Source organism: Polaromonas sp. 39-63-25 (genome assembly GCF_002278925.1).
Taxonomy (GTDB): domain Bacteria; phylum Pseudomonadota; class Gammaproteobacteria; order Burkholderiales; family Burkholderiaceae_C; genus Polaromonas.
The window spans coordinates 86,791-104,980 of sequence record NZ_NCJH01000007.1 but is presented as its reverse complement, the minus strand read 5'-3'; the positions used below and the strand labels follow the sequence as shown (position 1 = coordinate 104,980).

Below are 18,190 nucleotides of genomic sequence, written 5' to 3'. Positions count from 1 at the left end.
CGGGTTTCCACGAGGGTCAGGGCGAGCCCGGAACAAATGTGGCACTGCGGTAACATTAGGCCCACAGCACGCACGGCCGCTGAGCGCGGCGGAATTTCCCCCACGATGAACGCCCCTGACACCCTCCAAGAACTGAACGTTTTCGCTACCGAAGCGACGCCCGACGCGGTGCCCGGGCAAGCCCGCATCCGCGAGATTCCCTACAACTACACATCGTTTTCCGACCGCGAAGTTGTGATCCGCCTGCTCGGCGAACGGGCCTGGGACCTGCTGAACCTGCTGCGCGACGAGCGCCGCACCGGCCGTTCGGCCCGCATGTTGTATGAGGTGCTCGGCGATGTCTGGGTGGTGCAGCGCAACCCCTATCTGCAGGATGACCTGCTGGACAACCCCAAGCGCCGCAGGATGCTGGTCGAGGCCCTGCAGCACCGTCTCTCCGAGGTCGAAAAACGCCGCACACCCGAGGCGGACAGCCAGCGCGACGCCATTGTGGGCGAGCTGCTCGCAACCGCGCGCGCGGCAGTCAGCCGTTTTTCCACCTCGTTCGAGGAGATGGCCGACCTGCGCCGCCAGACCGCGCGCAGGCTGGGCAAGTTCACGCTCAAGGACAACATCAAGTTCGACGGCCTGTCACGCGTTTCGCATGTGACCGATGCCACCGACTGGCGCGTCGAATACCCGTTTGTGGTGCTGACACCGGACACCGAAGTCGAGATGGCCGGCCTGGTCAAGGGCTGCATCGAGCTCGGGCTGACGATCATTCCGCGCGGCGGCGGCACCGGCTACACCGGCGGCGCGATTCCGCTGAGCTGGAAGTCGGCCGTCATCAACACCGAAAAACTCGAGGCCATGACGGAGGTCGAGCAGGTGGCGCTGCCCGGCTTGGACCAGCCCGTGGCCACCGTCTGGACCGAAGCCGGCGTGGTCACGCAGCGCGTGGCCGATGCGGCCGAACGCGGCGGGTACGTCTTTGCGGTCGATCCGACCTCGGCCGAAGCCTCCTGCATAGGCGGCAACATCGCGATGAATGCCGGCGGCAAGAAGGCCGTGCTTTGGGGCACGGCGCTGGACAATCTCTCATCCTGGCGCATGGTGACGCCCGAGGCGCAGTGGCTGGAAGTCACCCGCCTGAACCACAACCTCGGCAAGATCCACGACGCCGAGATGGCCAGCTTCGAGCTGAAATATTTCGAGGCCGATGGCAAGACGCCCGTGCGCACCGAACGCCTCGACATCCCCGGCAAGACCTTCCGCAAGGAGGGCCTGGGCAAGGACGTGACCGACAAGTTTTTGAGCGGCCTGCCCGGCATCCAGAAGGAGGGCTGCGACGGCCTGATCACCAGCGCGCGCTGGATCGTGCACCGCATGCCGGCGCACACCCGCACCGTTTGCCTGGAGTTTTTCGGCAATGCCAAGGACGCGGTGCCGAGCATCGTCGAGATCAAGGACTTCATGTTCGCCGAGCAAAAGCGCGGCGGCGCCATCCTGGCCGGCCTGGAACACCTGGACGACCGCTACCTGAAGGCGGTCGGTTATGCCACCAAGTCCAAAACCCATGGCGGCCTGCCCAAGATGGTGCTGTTCGGCGACATCGCCGGCGACGATGCCGACGTGGTGGCACGCGCCACCTCGGAAGTGGTGCGTATCGCCAACTCGCGCCGCGGCGAGGGTTTCATCGCCATCAGCCCGGACGCGCGCAAGAAATTCTGGCTGGACCGCAAGCGCACCGCCGCCATTTCGCGCCACACCAACGCTTTCAAGATCAACGAAGACGTGGTGATTCCGCTGCCGCGCATGGCCGAATACACCGACGGCATCGAACGCATCAACATCGAACTGAGCCTGGCCAACAAGGTCAAATTGTGCGATGCGCTGGAAGCTTTTTTCCTCAAGGGCAAGCTGCCCCTGGGCAAGTCGGACGACGCCGGCGAGATTCCCTCGGCCGAGCTGCTGGAAGACCGTGTCGGCCAGGCCGTGGCGCTGATTGCCGATGTGCGTGCCCTGTGGTCGGGCTGGCTGCGCGATGTGGACACGCTGTTTCCGCAGTTGCAGGACCATTCGCTCCGTGCCAGCTGGAAAACCCAGCTGCGCGCGCCGCTGCAGGCGATTTTTTCCGGCGCCGCTTTTGCGCCCATCCTGGCCGAATGCAGCGCCATCCACAAGCAGGTGCTCAAGGGCCGGGTCTGGGCCGCGCTGCACATGCATGCCGGCGACGGCAATGTGCACACCAACCTGCCGGTCAACAGCGACGACTACGAGATGCTGCAGGCGGCGCATGAAGCGGTCGCGCGCATCATGGTGCTGGCGCGTTCGCTGGACGGCGTGATTTCCGGCGAACACGGCATCGGCATCACCAAGCTGGAGTTTCTGACAGACGCGGAGCTGCAGCCATTCGCTGACTACAAGGGCAGGGTGGACCCCGAGGGCCGCTTCAACAAGGGCAAGTTGCTACGAAATCAGGAGCTGCTTGCGCCCGCCGGTATTGGGCTGGAGGCCAAAAAGACTGATAACTTCACACCGGAGAGCCTGTTCGCAGATTTGACCAACGCCTACACGCCGAGCTTCGGCCTGATGGGCCACGAGTCGCTGATCATGCAGCAGTCCGACATCGGCGCCATTGCCGACAGCGTCAAGGACTGCCTGCGCTGCGGCAAATGCAAACCTGTCTGTGCCACCCACGTGCCGCGCGCCAACCTGCTGTACAGCCCGCGCAACAAGATCCTGGCGACCTCGCTGCTGGTCGAGGCCTTTCTGTACGAAGAGCAGACGCGGCGCGGCATCAGCATCAAGCACTGGGAAGAGTTCGAGGACGTGGCCGACCACTGCACGGTTTGCCACAAGTGCCTGAGCCCCTGCCCGGTGGACATCGACTTCGGCGAGGTGTCCATGAACATGCGCAACCTGCTGCGCAAGATGGGCCAGAAGTCCTTCCGTCCCGGCAATGCGGCGGCCATGTTTTTCCTCAACGCGACCAGCCCGCAGACCATCAAGTTCATGCGCAGCGCGATGGTGGACGTCGGCTTCAGGGCCCAGCGCATGGCCAACGAGCTGCTCAAGCGCCTGGCGCGCAAACAGACGGCCAGGCCGCGCGCGACGGTCGGTCCGGCGCCGGTCAAGGAGCAGGTGATCCACTTCATCAACAAGAAGATGCCGGGCGGCCTGCCCAAGAAAACCGCGCGCGCGCTGCTGGACATCGAGGACAAGGACTACGTCCCCATCATCCGCAATCCCGCCAGCACGACGGCCGAGACCGAGGCGGTGTTTTATTTCCCCGGTTGCGGCTCGGAGCGCCTGTTTTCGCAGGTCGGCCTCGCGACCCAGGCCATGCTCTGGCATGCCGGCGTGCAGACCGTGCTGCCGCCCGGTTACCTGTGCTGCGGTTACCCGCAGCGCGGCAGCGGCCAGTTCGACAAGGCCGAGAAAATCATCACCGACAACCGGGTGCTGTTCCACCGCGTGGCCAACACGCTGAACTACCTCGATATCAAAACCGTGGTGGTGAGCTGCGGCACCTGTTACGACCAGCTGCAGGGGTATGAGTTCGACAAGATTTTCCCGGGCTGCCGCATCATCGACATCCACGAGTACCTGCTCGAAAAAGGCATCACCCTGCGCACCGACCAGCCGGGCCAGGGTTACCTCTACCACGACCCCTGCCACAGCCCGATGAAGCTGCAGGAACCGATGAAAACCGTCAAGGCCCTGCTCGGCGACCAGGTGCTCAAGTCCGAGCGCTGCTGCGGCGAGTCGGGTACGCTGGGCGTGACGCGACCGGACATCTCCACGCAGATCCGCTTTCGCAAGGAAGAAGAGTTGCGCAAGGACGAGGCCAAATTGCGCGCCAGCGGCGCCGTGGCCGGCACCGGCAACGTCAAGATACTGACCAGCTGCCCGAGCTGCCTGCAGGGCCTGACCCGGTACGGCGACGACCTGCAAAACGGCTTGCTCGAGGCCGACTACATCGTGGTGGAAATGGCCAACCAGATCCTGGGCAAGGAGTGGCTGCCCGCTTATGTCGAAGCGGCCAACAACGGCGGCATCGAACGCGTGCTGGTCTGATTCACCGAAGGAAAAGTTCATGGCAGGCCTGACCCCCGACACCCCCACCCCCACCGCGCTGACCGTGCACGCGCAGTCGCGGATGCTCGAGATTGCGTTTTCGGACGGCAGCGAGTTCAAGATTCCGTTCGAACTGATGCGCGTTTATTCGCCCTCGGCCGAAGTCCAGGGCCACGGCCCCGGCCAGGAGGTGCTGCAGACCGGCAAACGCGAGGTCACTCTGGTCGAACTCGAACCCATCGGCAACTACGCCGTCAAACCGGTGTTTTCCGACGGCCATGAGAGCGGCATTTTTTCCTGGGACTACCTTCACTTCCTGGGGTCGGAGCAGGCCCGTTTGTGGACCGACTACCTGCAGCGTCTGGAGGCGGCCGGCATGCAGCGCGATGCGCCCATGGTCGTCGCAGGCGGCCATGCCTGCGGCAGCCATTGATGGTTGATGCGGGCAAACCCTCGCTCGCTATTCTTTTTATAGCTGACGACGCCCGGTATGTGGGCGCAGCTGTTGTTTTTCAACATAAATCCCCGGCAATGCCCCAATCAGGGGCAGGGTTGTCGCTTGAATTGCCGGCATTCACCCCTAGCATTACCTTATGAGCAGCACCCATTTCGGATTCGAGTCGGTTGACGAAAAAGACAAGGCGCGCCGCGTGCGTGGCGTGTTCGATTCCGTGGCGCCGAAATACGACGTCATGAACGACCTGATGTCCATGGGCCTGCACCGGGTCTGGAAGGCCTACACCGTGATGGTGGCCGATGTCCGGGAAGGCCAGTGTGTGCTGGACATCGCTGGAGGCACCGGCGACCTGGCCCTGGCGTTCGCCCCAAAAGTCGGCAGCACCGGCTGCGTGGTGCACACCGATATCAATGAAGCCATGCTGCGCGAAGGCCGCAACCGGATGCTCGACGCCGGAAAAATTCTTCCGACCGCAGTGTGTGATGCCGAGCATTTGCCTTTTCCTGACGCAAGTTTTGACCTGGTGACGGTAGCTTTCGGTTTGCGCAACATGACCCACAAGGACGAGGCGCTCAAGGAGATGAACCGCGTGCTCAAGCCGGGCGGCAAGCTGCTGGTGCTGGAGTTCTCCAAAATTGCCAAGCCGCTGGAAAAGGCCTACGACTGGTATTCCTTCAAGGTATTGCCCCGTCTGGGCAAGCTGGTGGCCAACGACGACTCGAGTTACCGCTATCTGGCGGAGTCCATCCGCATGCATCCCAGCCAGGAAGAACTAAAAGCCCTGATGCATAAAGGTGGTTTCGGCCATGTGGACTATCACAACCTCACCGGCGGGGTAGTGGCATTACATGTTGGAATCAAGTGTTGAGATATTTATTTAGAGGAAACGGTATGAAAATTTGGTCTGCGATTCTGGCGGCTGTCCTGGCCACCACCATGCTCCTGGCGTATGCGCCTGCGGAAGCCAAACGCATGGGCGGCGGGGGGTCGTTCGGCCGTCAGTCGTCCAATGTGACGCAGCGCCAGGCCACCCCACCGGCCGCGCCGGCCAACACCGGGGCCGCTGCGGCAGCGCCCAGGAAGCCCTGGGGCGCGATGCTGGGTGGTCTGGCCGCAGGCCTGGGTCTGGCCTGGCTGGCCTCTTCGCTCGGTCTGGGCGGCGCATTTGGGCAGATCATCATGTTTGCCCTGCTCGCTATGCTGGTGATGGTGGTCGTCGGTTTCATCATGCGCAAGCTCAAGGGCAATACCGGGCAGGGTGCGACGCCCTATGCCATGCAGGGGGCGGGTAACGCCACCACGCCGCGCAACTACAGCCCGGAAAACGTCGGTAACGACGCCTCGGCCCGGCCCTGGGAGCGCAGCAGCATGGCGTTTGATGCCACCAAGGCGGGCGCCGGAACTGCCGCGGGCGGCGGCTCGATGATCGGTTCCGCCCTCGGCGGTTCGCAGTCCTGGGGTGTACCAGCCGGTTTTGATGCCGAAGGTTTCCTCAAGGCCTGCAAGGCCAACTTCGTGACCCTGCAGGACGCCTGGGACCGTTCCGATGTCAACAGCCTGCGCGCCATGATGACCGACGAGATGCTCGAGCAGATCAAGACGCAGCTGGCCGACCGTGAATCGCACACCGGCGGCGTGGCCAACAAGACCGACGTGGTCATGCTCGATGCCCAGCTGCTGGGCATTGAAGAGCTCAGCGACGTCTACATGGCCAGTGTGGAGTTCTCCGGCATGATCCGTGAAGACGCCTCGGCGGGCCCGAGCCCCTTCCGCGAAGTGTGGAACATGACCAAGCCGCGCAACGGTGGTGGCTGGCTTGTTGCTGGCGTACAAGCGCTTCAATAAGCCCCCACGGTCGTTCGCTTCGCGTAACTCCCTGCCCCCCGAGGGGGCCGCTGCGCCTGCGGGCTGGCAAAGCCAGACCCGCGGCCCCTACTGAACTTTAAAGTCCCTCCATCGCTGACGCGATGGAGGGACTTCTTCAATCTGCTGCAAAATCGGGGACGTATGAATACCACGTCCCCTTTTTCTTTTCTGCAGTCCCTGGCCACCCGTTTTCAGCCTCCCGCCTGGGCGGTTGATGAAGGGCAGCAGAAGCTGGTCCTTTTCCTGAACCATGTGCTGATGCAGGAAAAAGAGGCGCAAAACCGCCTCCTGCGTAAAAAGGGCAGCGTGGTTCACGTGCGCTGGGGCCCGTTCGCGCTGGATCTGGTCATCACGCCGGCCGGGCTGGTGGACCGGGCCCAGCCCGGCGCCAAGCCGGATCTGCTGCTGGCCGTCGCCGACGAGTCGCCAGCGGTGGTGTTGCAGTCGGTGCTCGCCGGCAAGGCTCCGCCGGTCAAAATTGAAGGCGATGTCCAGCTTGCCGCCGAACTCGGCTGGCTGGCGGACAACCTGCGCTGGGATGTGGAGGAAGACCTTTCGCGCCTGATCGGCGACGTGCCGGCGCATACGCTGGCCAGCGCGGCGCGCCAGGGCTTGACGGGCTTGCAGCAGTTTCTGGCCCAGGCGCCGCGGCCGTTTTCGTCCTCTTCCCCGGTGCAACCCGGTGTGCCGCCGGCGACGGAGCCCCCGAAAGCTGCCGCATGAGCCGCCTTTTCAGGGGCGTTTTCATCGTCTGGACGGTGTTGCGCTTCGGCCTCGACGAACTGGTGCTTTCCAGTTTCAGCAGGCCTTGGGTCCGGATGCTGACGCGTATTGTTTCGGTCGGCCGGAACCTGAAAGCGCCCCGCGGCGAGCGCCTGCGCGAAGCCCTTGAAAGTCTGGGCCCGATTTTTGTCAAGTTCGGCCAGGTCATGTCAACCCGCCGCGACCTGCTGCCGCTGGACATCGCCAACGAACTGGCCCGCCTGCAGGACCGGGTCCCGCCGTTCGACCCGGATGTGGCCATTGCCATCATTGAAAAAGCCTTCGGCCGACCGATAGCCGCCATCTTCGAAACCTTCGAGCGCCAGCCCGTGGCCAGCGCCTCGATTGCGCAGGTGCACTTTGCCACGCTGCCTGGTGGCCGGGAGGTGGCGGTCAAGGTGCTGCGTCCCAACATGCTGCCCGCGATCGAAAAAGACCTGGCCCTGATGCACATGATGGCCGGCTGGGTCGACAGCCTGTCGACCGACGGCAAACGCCTGAAGCCGCGTGAGGTGGTGGGCGAATTCGACAAGTACCTGCATGACGAGCTCGACCTGCTGCGCGAAGCCGCCAATGCGGCCCAGCTGCGTCGCAACATGCAGGACCTGAACCTGGTGCTGATTCCGGAAATGGTCTGGGATTTCTGCATGCCGAACGTGATGGTCATGCAGCGCATGGACGGCGTGCCCATCAGCCAGGTGCAGCGCCTGCGGGACGCCGGGGTGGACATGAAAAAGCTGGCGCGCGACGGCGTCACCATCTTTTTCACCCAGGTCTTCCGGGACGGTTTTTTTCACGCCGACATGCACCCCGGCAACATCCAGGTCAGCCTGGACCCAGCGACCTTCGGACGCTACATTTCGCTGGACTTCGGCATTGTGGGCACGCTCACCGAGGTCGACAAGGAATACCTGGCGCAGAATTTCAGTGCCTTTTTCCGGCGCGACTACAAACGGGTGGCCGAGCTGCATCTCGAATCCGGCTGGGTGCCGCCGCAGACGCGGGTGGATGAGCTGGAATCGGCCATCCGTTCCGTCTGTGAACCCTACTTTGATCGCCCGCTGAAGGAAATCTCGCTGGGCATGGTGCTGATGCGGCTGTTCCAGACCTCGCGCCGTTTTCATGTGGAGATCCAGCCGCAGCTGGTGCTGCTGCAGAAAACCCTGCTCAACATCGAAGGCCTGGGCCGGGAGCTGGACCCCGAGCTGGACCTGTGGAGTACGGCCAAACCTTTTCTGGAGACCTGGATGCTCGAGCAGGTCGGGCCGGAAAAACTGCTGGAGCAACTCAAGGCCGAGGCGCCGACCTACGCCAAGCTGTTGCCCGGCCTGCCGCGCCTGTTGCAACAATACCTCAAGGGCCAAAGCGGCGGAAACCGTCGGGAGCTTCAGGAGCTGCTGCAGGAGCAGAGGCGCACCAACAAGCTGCTGCAAAGCCTGATTTATGGTGGTCTGGGTTTTGCTTTGGGCCTGCTGGCCATGCAAATAGTGCTGAAAATCCGGCTTTTTTAAGCCGGAAAATCTGGTGATAATCACGCATTCCTGAGGAGATCGCCGTGCTCTTGACCCTGGTTTTTGTCTATCTTCTGATCACCATCATCATCGGCCTGTACGCCGCCAGGCGGGTCAAAAACACCGCCGACTATGCGATCGCCGGCCGGAATCTGCCGCTGATCATGATCGTGACAACGACGTTTGCGACCTGGTTCGGCTCTGAAACCGTGCTGGGCATCCCGGCCAAGTTCGTCGAAAGCGGGCTGAACGGCGTGGTGGAGGACCCCTTCGGTGCCGGCACCTGCCTGATCCTGGTGGGCCTGTTTTTTGCGGGCAAGCTCTACAAGATGTCCCTGCTGACCATCAGCGACTACTACCGCGAGCGTTACGGTCGCACCATCGAAGTAGTGTGCTCCATCATCATCATGATCAGCTACCTCGGCTGGGTGGCCGCCCAGATCACCGCGCTCGGGCTGGTGTTCAACCTCCTGTCGGGCGGCGCCATCAGCACAACCGCCGGCATGGTCATCGGCACGGCCTCGGTGCTGGCCTACACCCTGTTCGGCGGCATGTGGTCGGTGGCTGTGACCGACTTCATCCAGATGATCGTACTGGTTGCCGGCCTGGCCGTGCTGGCCATTTTTGCCGGCAACCTCGCCGGCGGCGCGGACAAGGTCATCGCCCTGGCCACCAGCCAGGACCTGTTCAGGTTCTGGCCGGAACCGAACTTCAGGGACATGGTGTTTTTCTTTGCCGCGGCCATCACGATGATGTTCGGCTCGATTCCGCAGCAGGGCGTGTTCCAGCGCGTGATGTCGGCCAACAGCCAGAGCGCGGCGACCAAGGGGCCGGTTATTGGCGGCATCTTCTACATCCTGTTTGCCTTTGTCCCGATGTTTCTGGTGGCCAGTGCGCTGATCATCATGCCCGAGCAGACGGCCCTGCTGCTCAAGGAAGACCCGCAGAAAATCCTGCCCATGCTCGTGCTCGAAAAAATGCCCTTCATCATGCAGGTGCTGTTTTTTGGTGCGCTGCTGTCGGCCATCAAGTCCACCGCGTCGGCGACCCTGCTGGCGCCCAGCGTGACCTTTGTGGAGAACATCTGGCGCCAGTTCAAACCGCGCATGAGCGACAAACGCGAACTCAAGCTGATGCGGACCACGGTGCTGATTTTCAGTGCCCTGGTACTGGGTTACGCCATCTTCATGCAGGGCACCTCGATTTACGACATGGTGTCGGGCGCCTACCAGGTGCCCCTGGTCGGCGCTTTTGTGCCGCTGGTCTTTGGGCTGTACTGGAAAAAGGCCAGCACCCAGGGCGCCATTTTCTCGGTGGTTTGTGGCATCGCGACCTGGCTGCTGTTTACCTTCAGTACCTTGGGGGAACAATTCCCTGCCCAGCTGGCGGGTGTATTGGCCGCGACGCTGGGCATGCTGGTGGGGTCGCTGACGCCGCAGACGATAGAGAACAGCCGGGGCAGCCACCACCGGCTGTCCACCGAAGGCTGACCGGCGCCGCCAGCGGCGCCAGGCGCCCATCCCGGGCGGGTTGCGGGTGCCGGCTTCAGAAAGCCGTAGCGCCTATAATTGAAGGTTTTGCATCCTGAGGGTCACTTCGGGACAGCACCCCTCTGACAAAACCTCTGAAACCATGCCAATCTACGCTTACAAATGCGAGTCCTGCGGGCATACCAAGGACGTTTTGCAAAAAATGTCCGATGCCCCGCTGACCGACTGCCCCCAGTGCGGCGCGCCCGCTTTCAAGAAGCAGCTCACCGCGGCCGGCTTCCAGCTCAAGGGTTCGGGCTGGTACGTGACTGATTTTCGCGGCGGCGGCGGTCCCACCGCGGTTCCGCCCGTCAGCGGCGGCGAAGCCCCTGCTGCTGCTGCTGCTGCTGCAGACAGCAAGCCCGCCGAGCCGACAGGGAAAACAGCCGCTGCCCCCGCGGCTGCTCCCGCGCCGGCGCCGGCGGCTTCCGGTCCAACCAAGGCGAGTTGATGGGCGCGATACGCCGATGGTTGCTGGCCGGGTTGCTGGTCCTGGTGCCGCTGGCGGTCACCGTCTGGCTGCTCAACTGGATCATTGGCACGCTGGACCAGACGCTGCAAATTCTTCCCGGTGACTGGCATCCCGACAAACTGCTGGGTTTTCACATTCCGGGTTTTGGCGTTCTGCTGGCGCTGGCCATCGTGCTGTCGATAGGTGCGTTGGCGACCAATTTTCTCGGCAAGAAGCTGGTCAGCTGGTGGGATGCCCTGCTTAGCCGCATCCCCATCGTCCGGTCCATTTATTCCAGCGTCAAGCAGGTCTCCGACACCCTGTTCTCGGAAAACGGCAATGCGTTTCGCAAGGCCTTGCTGGTGCAGTGGCCGCGCGAAGGTGTCTGGACCATCGCGTTCCAGACCGGCATGCCGGGCGGCGATGTGGCCAACCATTTGCAGGGGGACTACCTGAGCGTGTATGTCCCGACGACGCCCAACCCTACTGGCGGCTATTTCATCATGCTCCCCAGGGTCGACTGCATTGAACTCAAAATGAGTGTTGACGAAGCCTTGACCTATGTGATTTCCATGGGTGTGGTGGTGCCCGGCAGCCCCGCCAGCTACAAACCGAAATAATCTTTTCTTCCAGGGCGTGCAAGCGTCCACCAGTACAAGCGATATATCTATGACCTCCCAAATGCGTTCCCACTATTGCGGTCTGGTGACCGAAGCCCTGATGGGTCAGACTGTGAGCCTGTGCGGCTGGGTCAATCGCCGGCGCGACCACGGCGGCGTGATTTTCATCGACCTGCGCGACCGCGAGGGGTATGTGCAGGTGGTGTGTGATCCCGACCGCGCCGACATGTTCACCACGGCCGAAGGCGTGCGCAACGAGTTCTGCGTGCAGATCAAGGGCCTGGTGCGCGCCCGCCCGGACGGCACGGTCAACGACGCGCTGAAAAGCGGCAAGATTGAAGTGTTGTGCCACGAACTGATCGTGCTCAACCCCAGCGTGACACCGCCCTTCCAGCTCGACGACGACAACCTGTCGGAGACCACCCGCCTCACGCACCGTGTGCTGGACCTGCGCCGCCCCTACATGCAGAACAACCTGATGCTGCGTTACCGCGTGGCCATGGAAACGCGCAAGTTCCTTGATGCCAACGGCTTCATCGACATCGAAACGCCCATGCTCACCAAGAGCACGCCGGAAGGCGCGCGCGACTACCTGGTGCCCAGCCGCGTCAACGAAGGCATGTTTTTTGCGCTGCCGCAGAGTCCGCAGCTCTTCAAGCAGCTGCTGATGGTGGCCGGTTTCGACCGTTACTACCAGATCACCAAGTGCTTCCGCGACGAAGACCTGCGCGCCGACCGCCAGCCGGAATTCACGCAGATCGATATCGAGACGTCCTTCATGGGCGAGCAGGACATCCGCGACCTGTTCCAGGGCATGATCAGCAACATCTTCAAGACCGTGCTGGCCACCGACCTCGGCGAGTTTCCTGTCATGGCTTATGCCGACGCCATGCACCGCTTCGGCTCCGACAAGCCCGACTTGCGCGTCAACCTGGAGTTCACCGAGCTGACCGACGTGATGGCCGATGTGGACTTCAAGGTCTTCAGCGCGCCGGCCACGACACCAGGCGGCCGCGTGGTGGCCCTGCGCGTGCCGGGCGGCTCCGAGATGAGCCGCGGCGAGATCGACGGCTACACCGAGTTTGTCAAGATTTACGGTGCCAAGGGCCTGGCGTGGATCAAGGTCAACGACGTCACCAAGGGCCGCGACGGCTTGCAAAGCCCCATCGTCAAGAACATCCATGACGCAGCGGTGGCCGAGATCCTCAAGCGCACCGGTGCGCAGAACGGCGACATCATCTTCTTCGGCGCCGACAAGGCCAAGGTGGTCAACGACAGCATAGGCGCCCTGCGCCTGAAGATCGGCCTGAGCGCCTTCGGCAAGAAGACCGGCATCTTCACCGCCGGCTGGAAACCGCTGTGGGTGGTGGACTTTCCGATGTTCGAATTCGACGAGGACGGCCAGCGCTGGAGCGCGGTGCACCACCCCTTCACGGCGCCCAAGGATGGCCATGAGGACTGGATGGACACCGATCCCGGCAAATGTATCGCCAAGGCCTACGACATGGTGCTCAACGGCTGGGAGCTGGGCGGCGGTTCGGTGCGTATCCACCGCGCCGAGGTGCAGAGCAAGGTCTTCAGTGCGCTGAAAATCGGGCCGGAGGAAGCGCAGGAGAAGTTCGGCTTCCTGCTCGATGCGTTGCAGTACGGCGCGCCGCCGCACGGTGGCCTGGCCTTCGGCCTGGACCGCATCGTGACCATGATGACGGGCGCCGAGTCCATCCGTGACGTGATTGCCTTCCCCAAGACCCAGCGCGCGCAGTGCCTGCTCACGCATGCACCCAGCCCGGTCGACGAGAAGCAGCTGCGCGAGTTGCACATCCGCCTGCGCAATCCGCAGCCGGCCTGATGCCGGTGCAGCGGCGTGCTGCGATATTGATAGCTGCTGGCGTCCGTGTTTATTGAGCTGGAGACCAATTTGTCTTGTGAAAACAGGCCATTTGCACGGTGCTCGGCGGGAGCGGCTCAGCTCCCGCGCATCGCTACCTGTCCGGACAGAAGAGGACCCAGGCCATGACTTCCTTCAAGATTCCCGAGTCGGTGCTGGTCGTCATTCACACGCCGGCGCTGGAGGTGCTGTTGATCGAACGGGCCGACCAGCCCGGTTTCTGGCAAAGTGTCACCGGCTCCATGGACGCCGTGGAGGAGCCCCTGGCGCAGACCGCCGCGCGTGAAGTGATGGAAGAAACCGGCATTTCAGTGCGGCCGGAAGATTTCCGGGACTGGGCGCTGGCCAACGTCTACGAGATCTACCCGGTCTGGCGGCATCGTTACGCGCCCGGCGTGACACGCAACACCGAACATGTCTTCAGCCTGTGTGTGCCGCCGGTCACGCCGGTCACGCTCAGCCCCCGCGAACACCGTGCCTGGGAGTGGCTGCCTTACCGGGAAGCGGCGGACCGGTGCTTTTCCCCCTCCAACGCAGAGGCCGTGCTGATGCTGCCACAATTTGCGGGGTAAAGGGCTGTTGCCTGCCCGGCGCGGCATCGCGCCGGCGCCGCCCGACATGGTCCGCTCCCTGCACAAGCCCTGAACCATGCCCACACTTCAAAACCAGGATCCGCAGGCGCTGCAATTGCTGCAGGGCGGGCAGGCGCTGTTCCCGGCGCTGGTGCAGGCGATCGACGCGGGCACGGCCTGGGTGCAGCTGGAAACCTATATCTTCGACGTCCATGGGCAGGGGGCGGACGTCGCCGAAGCGCTGGTGCGCGCGGCGCGCCGCGGTGTGCTGGTTCAGGTGCTGGTCGACGGCGTAGGCACCGACCGCATTTCTCCTGAATGGCATGAGAAGTTCGACCAGGCCGGGGTGCAATGGCGCTTTTACGCGCCGCTGGGCCGCGGCCGGTTTGCTGCGCTGGGGCTGTTGGTTCCCGAGCGCTGGCGCCGCCTGCACCGCAAGCTGTGTGTGGTTGATGAACACATCGTGTTTTGCGGCGGCATCAATATCCTGGACGATTTTTACGACCCCAACCACGGGCCGCTGACGGAACCGCGTTTCGACTTTGCCGTGGCGCTCATCGGGCCGCTGGCGGTGGAAGCCTCCGACGCCATGGCGCTGCTCTGGTGGCGTGTGGAGGCCGGCTACAGCGCGCGCCAGCGCCACCTGCTCGCCGCCTGGGAGGCTGTCAAGGCTGCCGGTTACGGTGGCCGGTCCGCCGGGCTGGGTCACGGCGCCTCCTTTCGCCCGACGCGTGGGCGCAGCGACACCGCGGGCCTGCTGCTGCGCGACAACCTGCTCAATCGCCGCACCATCGAACGCGCCTACCGCAAGGCCATTGGCAAGGCGCACGACGAGATCATCATTGCCAATGCCTACTTCGTGCCGGGCGGGAAGTTGCGCCGAGCCCTGATCCGGGCTTCAAGGCGCGGCGTCAAGGTCAGCCTTCTGCTGCAGGGCCGCTACGAATACTTCATGCAATACCATGCGGCGCGGCCGGTGTATGGCGCGCTGCTGGCGGCGGGTGTGGAGATCCATGAATACGACGCCGGTTTCCTGCACGCCAAGGTGGCGGTGATCGACGGGCGCTGGGCCACTGTCGGCTCGTCCAACCTCGATCCCCTGAGCCTGCTGCTGGCGCGCGAGGCCAACGTGGTGGTGCAGGACCCCGGCTTTGCGCAGGCCTTGCGCGAGCGCCTGGTGCTGGCCATGACGGCCAGCGGCGTGCGGCTGGATCCGGACATTTACAGCCGCCGGCCGTGGCGCCAGCGGGCGCTGGACTACATCGCCTACGCCCTGATGCGCCTGGCCCTGCTGATCGCCGGTCAGCGTTATTGAGCCCGTGCCGATTCGCCTGCTGACGGGGCTCCTCCCCGGCAGGTGCTAAAACGCTCCTTAATTCATAGCTGTCAGCGCACGTCCATCAAGGGCTGGAGGCCTAAAACCCTTGTAAAAAAGGGGCATGGCCGTTTTGGGGCAGACTGGTAACATCTGGCCATGCTTATGAAATCCAATACGCCTGATTCCCCCGCCCTTCTTGACGAAGGCACGCCGGTCTCCGTCAAGATCCGCGAACGCCTCGCCCTGGCGAAAAAACGCTTCAATGCCAACGACAACATTGCCGCCTTCATCGAGCCGGGTGAACTGGAAAAGCTGCTGGACGAGGTGGAAGGCAAGATGCAGGGCGTGCTGGACAGCCTGGTGATCGACACCGAGCGCGACCACAACACCAACAACACCGCGCGCCGCGTGGCCAAGATGTACCTCAACGAGGTGTTCAAGGGCCGTTATGTGGCCGGCCCCACTGTCACCGAATTTCCCAATGCCGAGCACCTCAACGAACTGATCATTGTCGGTCCGATCACGGTGCGCAGTGCCTGCTCGCACCATTTCTGCCCGGTGATCGGGCAGCTCTGGATAGGCGTGATGCCCAACGAACACACCAACGTCATCGGCCTGTCCAAATACGCGCGCCTGGCGGAGTGGATCATGGGCCGCCCGCAGATCCAGGAAGAGGCGGTGGTGCAGCTGGCCGACCTGATCCAGGAAAAAACCCGGCCTGACGGCCTGGCCATCGTCATGGAGGCCAGTCACTACTGCATGGGCTGGCGCGGTGTGAAGGACCTGGACAGCAAGATGATCAATTCCGTCATGCGCGGGGTCTTCCTCAAGGACCCGAACCTGCGCCGCGAATTTTTGTCACTCATCCCGAAAAAGAGCAGCAGCTAAGGACACACGATGTTGGTACGCCTTCTTTACGCCAGCCGCTCGGTCAACCCCGGCTCCAGCGATCTCACCGAATCCATTCTTGCGCAGTCGCGCAGCCACAACCCGGCCATGGGCATCACCGGCATCCTCTGCTACGGCGGCGGCATTTTCCTGCAGGCCCTCGAAGGCGGACGCATGCAGATCAGCGACCTCTACGGCCACATCCAGAAAGATCCGCGCCACAAGGACGTGGTGCTGCTGCATTACGAGGAAATCTCCGAGCGGCGTTTTGGCGGCTGGACCATGGGCCAGGTCAATGTCGAGCGCATCAACACCTCCATCCTGCTCAAATACTCCGAGAAGGCCGAGCTCGACCCTTATTCGGTGTCGGGCAAGGTGTCGCTGGCCTTGCTGGAAGACCTGATGGCCACCGCCTCCATCTGCGGCAAGGTCTGAGTTCTCCTGGCCAGGCGGCTGCGCGGGCGCACGGCGTTCATGCGCGCCGCCGGCCGCTTGCGTCATGCCGCTGTCCGCTTTTGCCCTGGTCCTGCTTGCCGGCCTGATTCACGCCAGCTGGAACATTGCGGCCAAAAAAGCCGGCGGCGACGCCCGTTTCGCCTTTTTTACCAGCGTGACCTTGATGCTGGTCTGGGCGCCGGTCGGTGCATGGGCCGCCTGGGGCGTGATTCCCGGCTGGGGCTGGCGCGAATGGGTCTTTATCGCCGTCAGCGGTGTGTTGCATGTGCTGTATTACGTGATCCTGCTGCGCGGCTACCGCAAGGCCGATCTGACGGTGGTCTATCCGCTGGCACGCGGCTCCGGGCCGCTGCTGTCCTCGCTGGTGGCGATCACCCTGTTGGGCGAACAGATCTCGGCGCTGGGGCTGACAGGCATTGTTGGTGTGGTGGTTGGTGTGTTCCTGATTGCCGGCGGGCCCGGCCTGCTGCGTGCCGCGCAGGATCCCGCCCAGCGCCGCCGCGTGCACAAGGGCATGCTGTACGGCCTGCTCACCGGGGCTTTCATCGCCAGCTACACCGTGGTGGACGGTTATGCGGTCAAGTTCATGCTGATGTCGCCCATCCTGCTCGACTACCTGGGCAATTTCGTGCGGCTGGCGCTGCTGGCACCGGTGGTCCTGCGCGACAGGCCGGCGGCGGCGCGGCTGTGGCGCGAGCAATGGAGGTACGCGCTGTTGGTTGGCGCTATCAGCCCGGTCTCCTACGTGCTGGTGCTGTATGCGATGCAGGTGGCGCCGCTGTCGCATGTGGCACCGGCGCGGGAAGTCTCCATGCTGTTCGCCGCGCTGATCGGCGGGCACTTGCTCGGCGAGGGCGACCGCCTGCAGCGCCTGCTGGGCGCCGGCCTGATTGCCGCGGGCGTGACCGCGCTCGCCCTGGGCTGAACGGAAGCGGCCATGCCTCAGACCCTGCCCCTGCTGATCGGCTGCGATTTCTCCAGCAGCCCGACGCGCCGCAAGCCGATTGTCCTGGCCAGCGGATCACTTTCCGGCGGGCGCGTGTTGCTGACCGGCCTGGAGCATATTGCGTCGCTGGACGCCTTCGGCGACTGGCTGAACCAGCCGCGCGCGTGGCTGGGTGCGTTCGACTTTCCCTTCGGCCTGCCGCGCGAGCTGGTCGAGCATCTCGGCTGGCCGGGCACTTGGACGGAACTGATGGCCCACTACGCCAGCCTCAGCCGGGAAGAGATCCGTCAGACTTTTGCGGCCTTCTGCGCGGCGCGTCCTGTGGGCGGCAAGTTTGCGCACCGCGCCACCGATATTCCCGCCGGTTCCAGCCCGTCCATGAAATGGATCAATCCGCCGGTGGCCTTCATGCTTCACGCGGGTGTGCCGCAGTTGCTGGCAGCGGGCGTTCACCTGCCGGGCCTGCACGCGGGCGACCTGTCGCGCGTTGCGCTCGAAGCCTACCCGGGGCTTCTCGCGCGCGAGGTGCTGGGCCGGCGATCCTACAAAAGTGATGACCGGCTCAAGCAGACGCCGGACCGGCTGATCGCGCGCAAGGACCTGATCACCGCGCTGGAAATGGGCCAGACCCGGCTCGGCCTGCGCCTGAAGCTCAGCCACGCGCAGCGTGACACCCTGGTCGACGACGCCAGCGGTGACAGTCTGGACGCGGCGCTCTGCCTGATGCAGGCCGCGTGGGCCCAAGCGCAGCATGCGCAGGGCGTCGCGCGTTACGGCCTGCCCAGTGATGTCGACCCGATTGAGGGCTGGATCGTTACTGCATGACCATGACCGCGTTCAAGATTGCTATATTTTTGATAGCCGCTT

The 18,190-nt window shown here is 63.6% G+C and carries 16 protein-coding genes; all 16 read left to right on the top strand.

Going from position 1 to position 18,190, the window contains the following annotated elements; all coding sequences use genetic code 11:
* Window positions 1-105 precede the first annotated feature (105 nt).
* The 16 genes from B7X65_RS10220 to B7X65_RS10145 all read left to right on the top strand — a co-directional run bounded on the left by B7X65_RS10220 (window position 106) and on the right by B7X65_RS10145 (window position 18,148).
* Window positions 106-4,059 (top strand): FAD/FMN-binding oxidoreductase, encoded by a 3,954-nt coding sequence (locus B7X65_RS10220; protein WP_293594202.1) that lies wholly within the window; start codon window positions 106-108, stop codon window positions 4,057-4,059.
* A 19-nt stretch (window positions 4,060-4,078) separates the two neighbouring features.
* Window positions 4,079-4,492: a DUF971 domain-containing protein gene (locus B7X65_RS10215; protein ID WP_293594201.1), complete on the top strand. Its 414-nt coding sequence runs from the start codon at window positions 4,079-4,081 to the stop codon at window positions 4,490-4,492.
* A 160-nt stretch (window positions 4,493-4,652) separates the two neighbouring features.
* Window positions 4,653-5,384 (top strand): bifunctional demethylmenaquinone methyltransferase/2-methoxy-6-polyprenyl-1,4-benzoquinol methylase UbiE, encoded by a 732-nt coding sequence (ubiE, locus tag B7X65_RS10210; RefSeq protein ID WP_293594200.1) that lies wholly within the window; start codon window positions 4,653-4,655, stop codon window positions 5,382-5,384.
* Between the two features lie 23 nt (window positions 5,385-5,407).
* Window positions 5,408-6,361 (top strand): TIM44-like domain-containing protein, encoded by a 954-nt coding sequence (locus tag B7X65_RS10205; RefSeq protein ID WP_293594199.1) that lies wholly within the window; start codon window positions 5,408-5,410, stop codon window positions 6,359-6,361.
* A gap of 162 nt (window positions 6,362-6,523) precedes the next feature.
* A complete protein-coding gene (locus B7X65_RS10200; RefSeq protein ID WP_293594198.1) occupies window positions 6,524-7,105 on the top strand; it encodes a hypothetical protein in 582 nt (193 codons plus the stop codon).
* Complete coding sequence (gene ubiB, locus B7X65_RS10195; RefSeq protein WP_293594197.1) at window positions 7,102-8,655, top strand: ubiquinone biosynthesis regulatory protein kinase UbiB; 1,554 nt, start codon at window positions 7,102-7,104, stop codon at window positions 8,653-8,655. The genes B7X65_RS10200 and ubiB overlap by 4 nt, the downstream gene beginning before the upstream one ends.
* A gap of 44 nt (window positions 8,656-8,699) precedes the next feature.
* Window positions 8,700-10,145 (top strand): sodium:solute symporter family protein, encoded by a 1,446-nt coding sequence (locus tag B7X65_RS10190; protein ID WP_293594196.1) that lies wholly within the window; start codon window positions 8,700-8,702, stop codon window positions 10,143-10,145.
* A 142-nt stretch (window positions 10,146-10,287) separates the two neighbouring features.
* On the top strand, window positions 10,288-10,635 hold the full coding sequence (locus tag B7X65_RS10185) for an FmdB family zinc ribbon protein (RefSeq protein ID WP_293594195.1): 348 nt from the start codon (window positions 10,288-10,290) through the stop codon (window positions 10,633-10,635).
* Window positions 10,635-11,255: a DUF502 domain-containing protein gene (locus B7X65_RS10180; RefSeq protein ID WP_293594194.1), complete on the top strand. Its 621-nt coding sequence runs from the start codon at window positions 10,635-10,637 to the stop codon at window positions 11,253-11,255. The genes B7X65_RS10185 and B7X65_RS10180 overlap by 1 nt, the downstream gene beginning before the upstream one ends.
* A gap of 49 nt (window positions 11,256-11,304) precedes the next feature.
* The gene (gene aspS / locus B7X65_RS10175; protein WP_293594193.1) at window positions 11,305-13,104 is read left to right on the top strand and encodes an aspartate--tRNA ligase; all 1,800 of its coding nucleotides are present in this window, start codon (window positions 11,305-11,307) and stop codon (window positions 13,102-13,104) included.
* Between the two features lie 164 nt (window positions 13,105-13,268).
* A complete protein-coding gene (gene nudB / locus B7X65_RS10170; protein WP_293594192.1) occupies window positions 13,269-13,715 on the top strand; it encodes a dihydroneopterin triphosphate diphosphatase in 447 nt (148 codons plus the stop codon).
* Between the two features lie 76 nt (window positions 13,716-13,791).
* Window positions 13,792-15,030, top strand: a complete 1,239-nt coding sequence (gene clsB, locus B7X65_RS10165; RefSeq protein ID WP_293594191.1) for a cardiolipin synthase ClsB — start codon at window positions 13,792-13,794, stop codon at window positions 15,028-15,030.
* Window positions 15,031-15,189: 159 nt separating this feature from the next.
* Entirely contained in the window at window positions 15,190-15,921 is a 732-nt protein-coding gene (folE, locus tag B7X65_RS10160) for a GTP cyclohydrolase I (RefSeq protein WP_293594190.1), read from the top strand.
* A gap of 9 nt (window positions 15,922-15,930) precedes the next feature.
* A complete protein-coding gene (locus B7X65_RS10155; RefSeq protein ID WP_293594189.1) occupies window positions 15,931-16,356 on the top strand; it encodes a BLUF domain-containing protein in 426 nt (141 codons plus the stop codon).
* 64 nt (window positions 16,357-16,420) lie between these two features.
* Window positions 16,421-17,302 (top strand): DMT family transporter, encoded by an 882-nt coding sequence (locus B7X65_RS10150; RefSeq protein WP_293594188.1) that lies wholly within the window; start codon window positions 16,421-16,423, stop codon window positions 17,300-17,302.
* A gap of 12 nt (window positions 17,303-17,314) precedes the next feature.
* Complete coding sequence (locus tag B7X65_RS10145) at window positions 17,315-18,148, top strand: DUF429 domain-containing protein (RefSeq protein ID WP_293594187.1); 834 nt, start codon at window positions 17,315-17,317, stop codon at window positions 18,146-18,148.
* The last annotated feature ends 42 nt before the right edge of the window (window positions 18,149-18,190 follow it).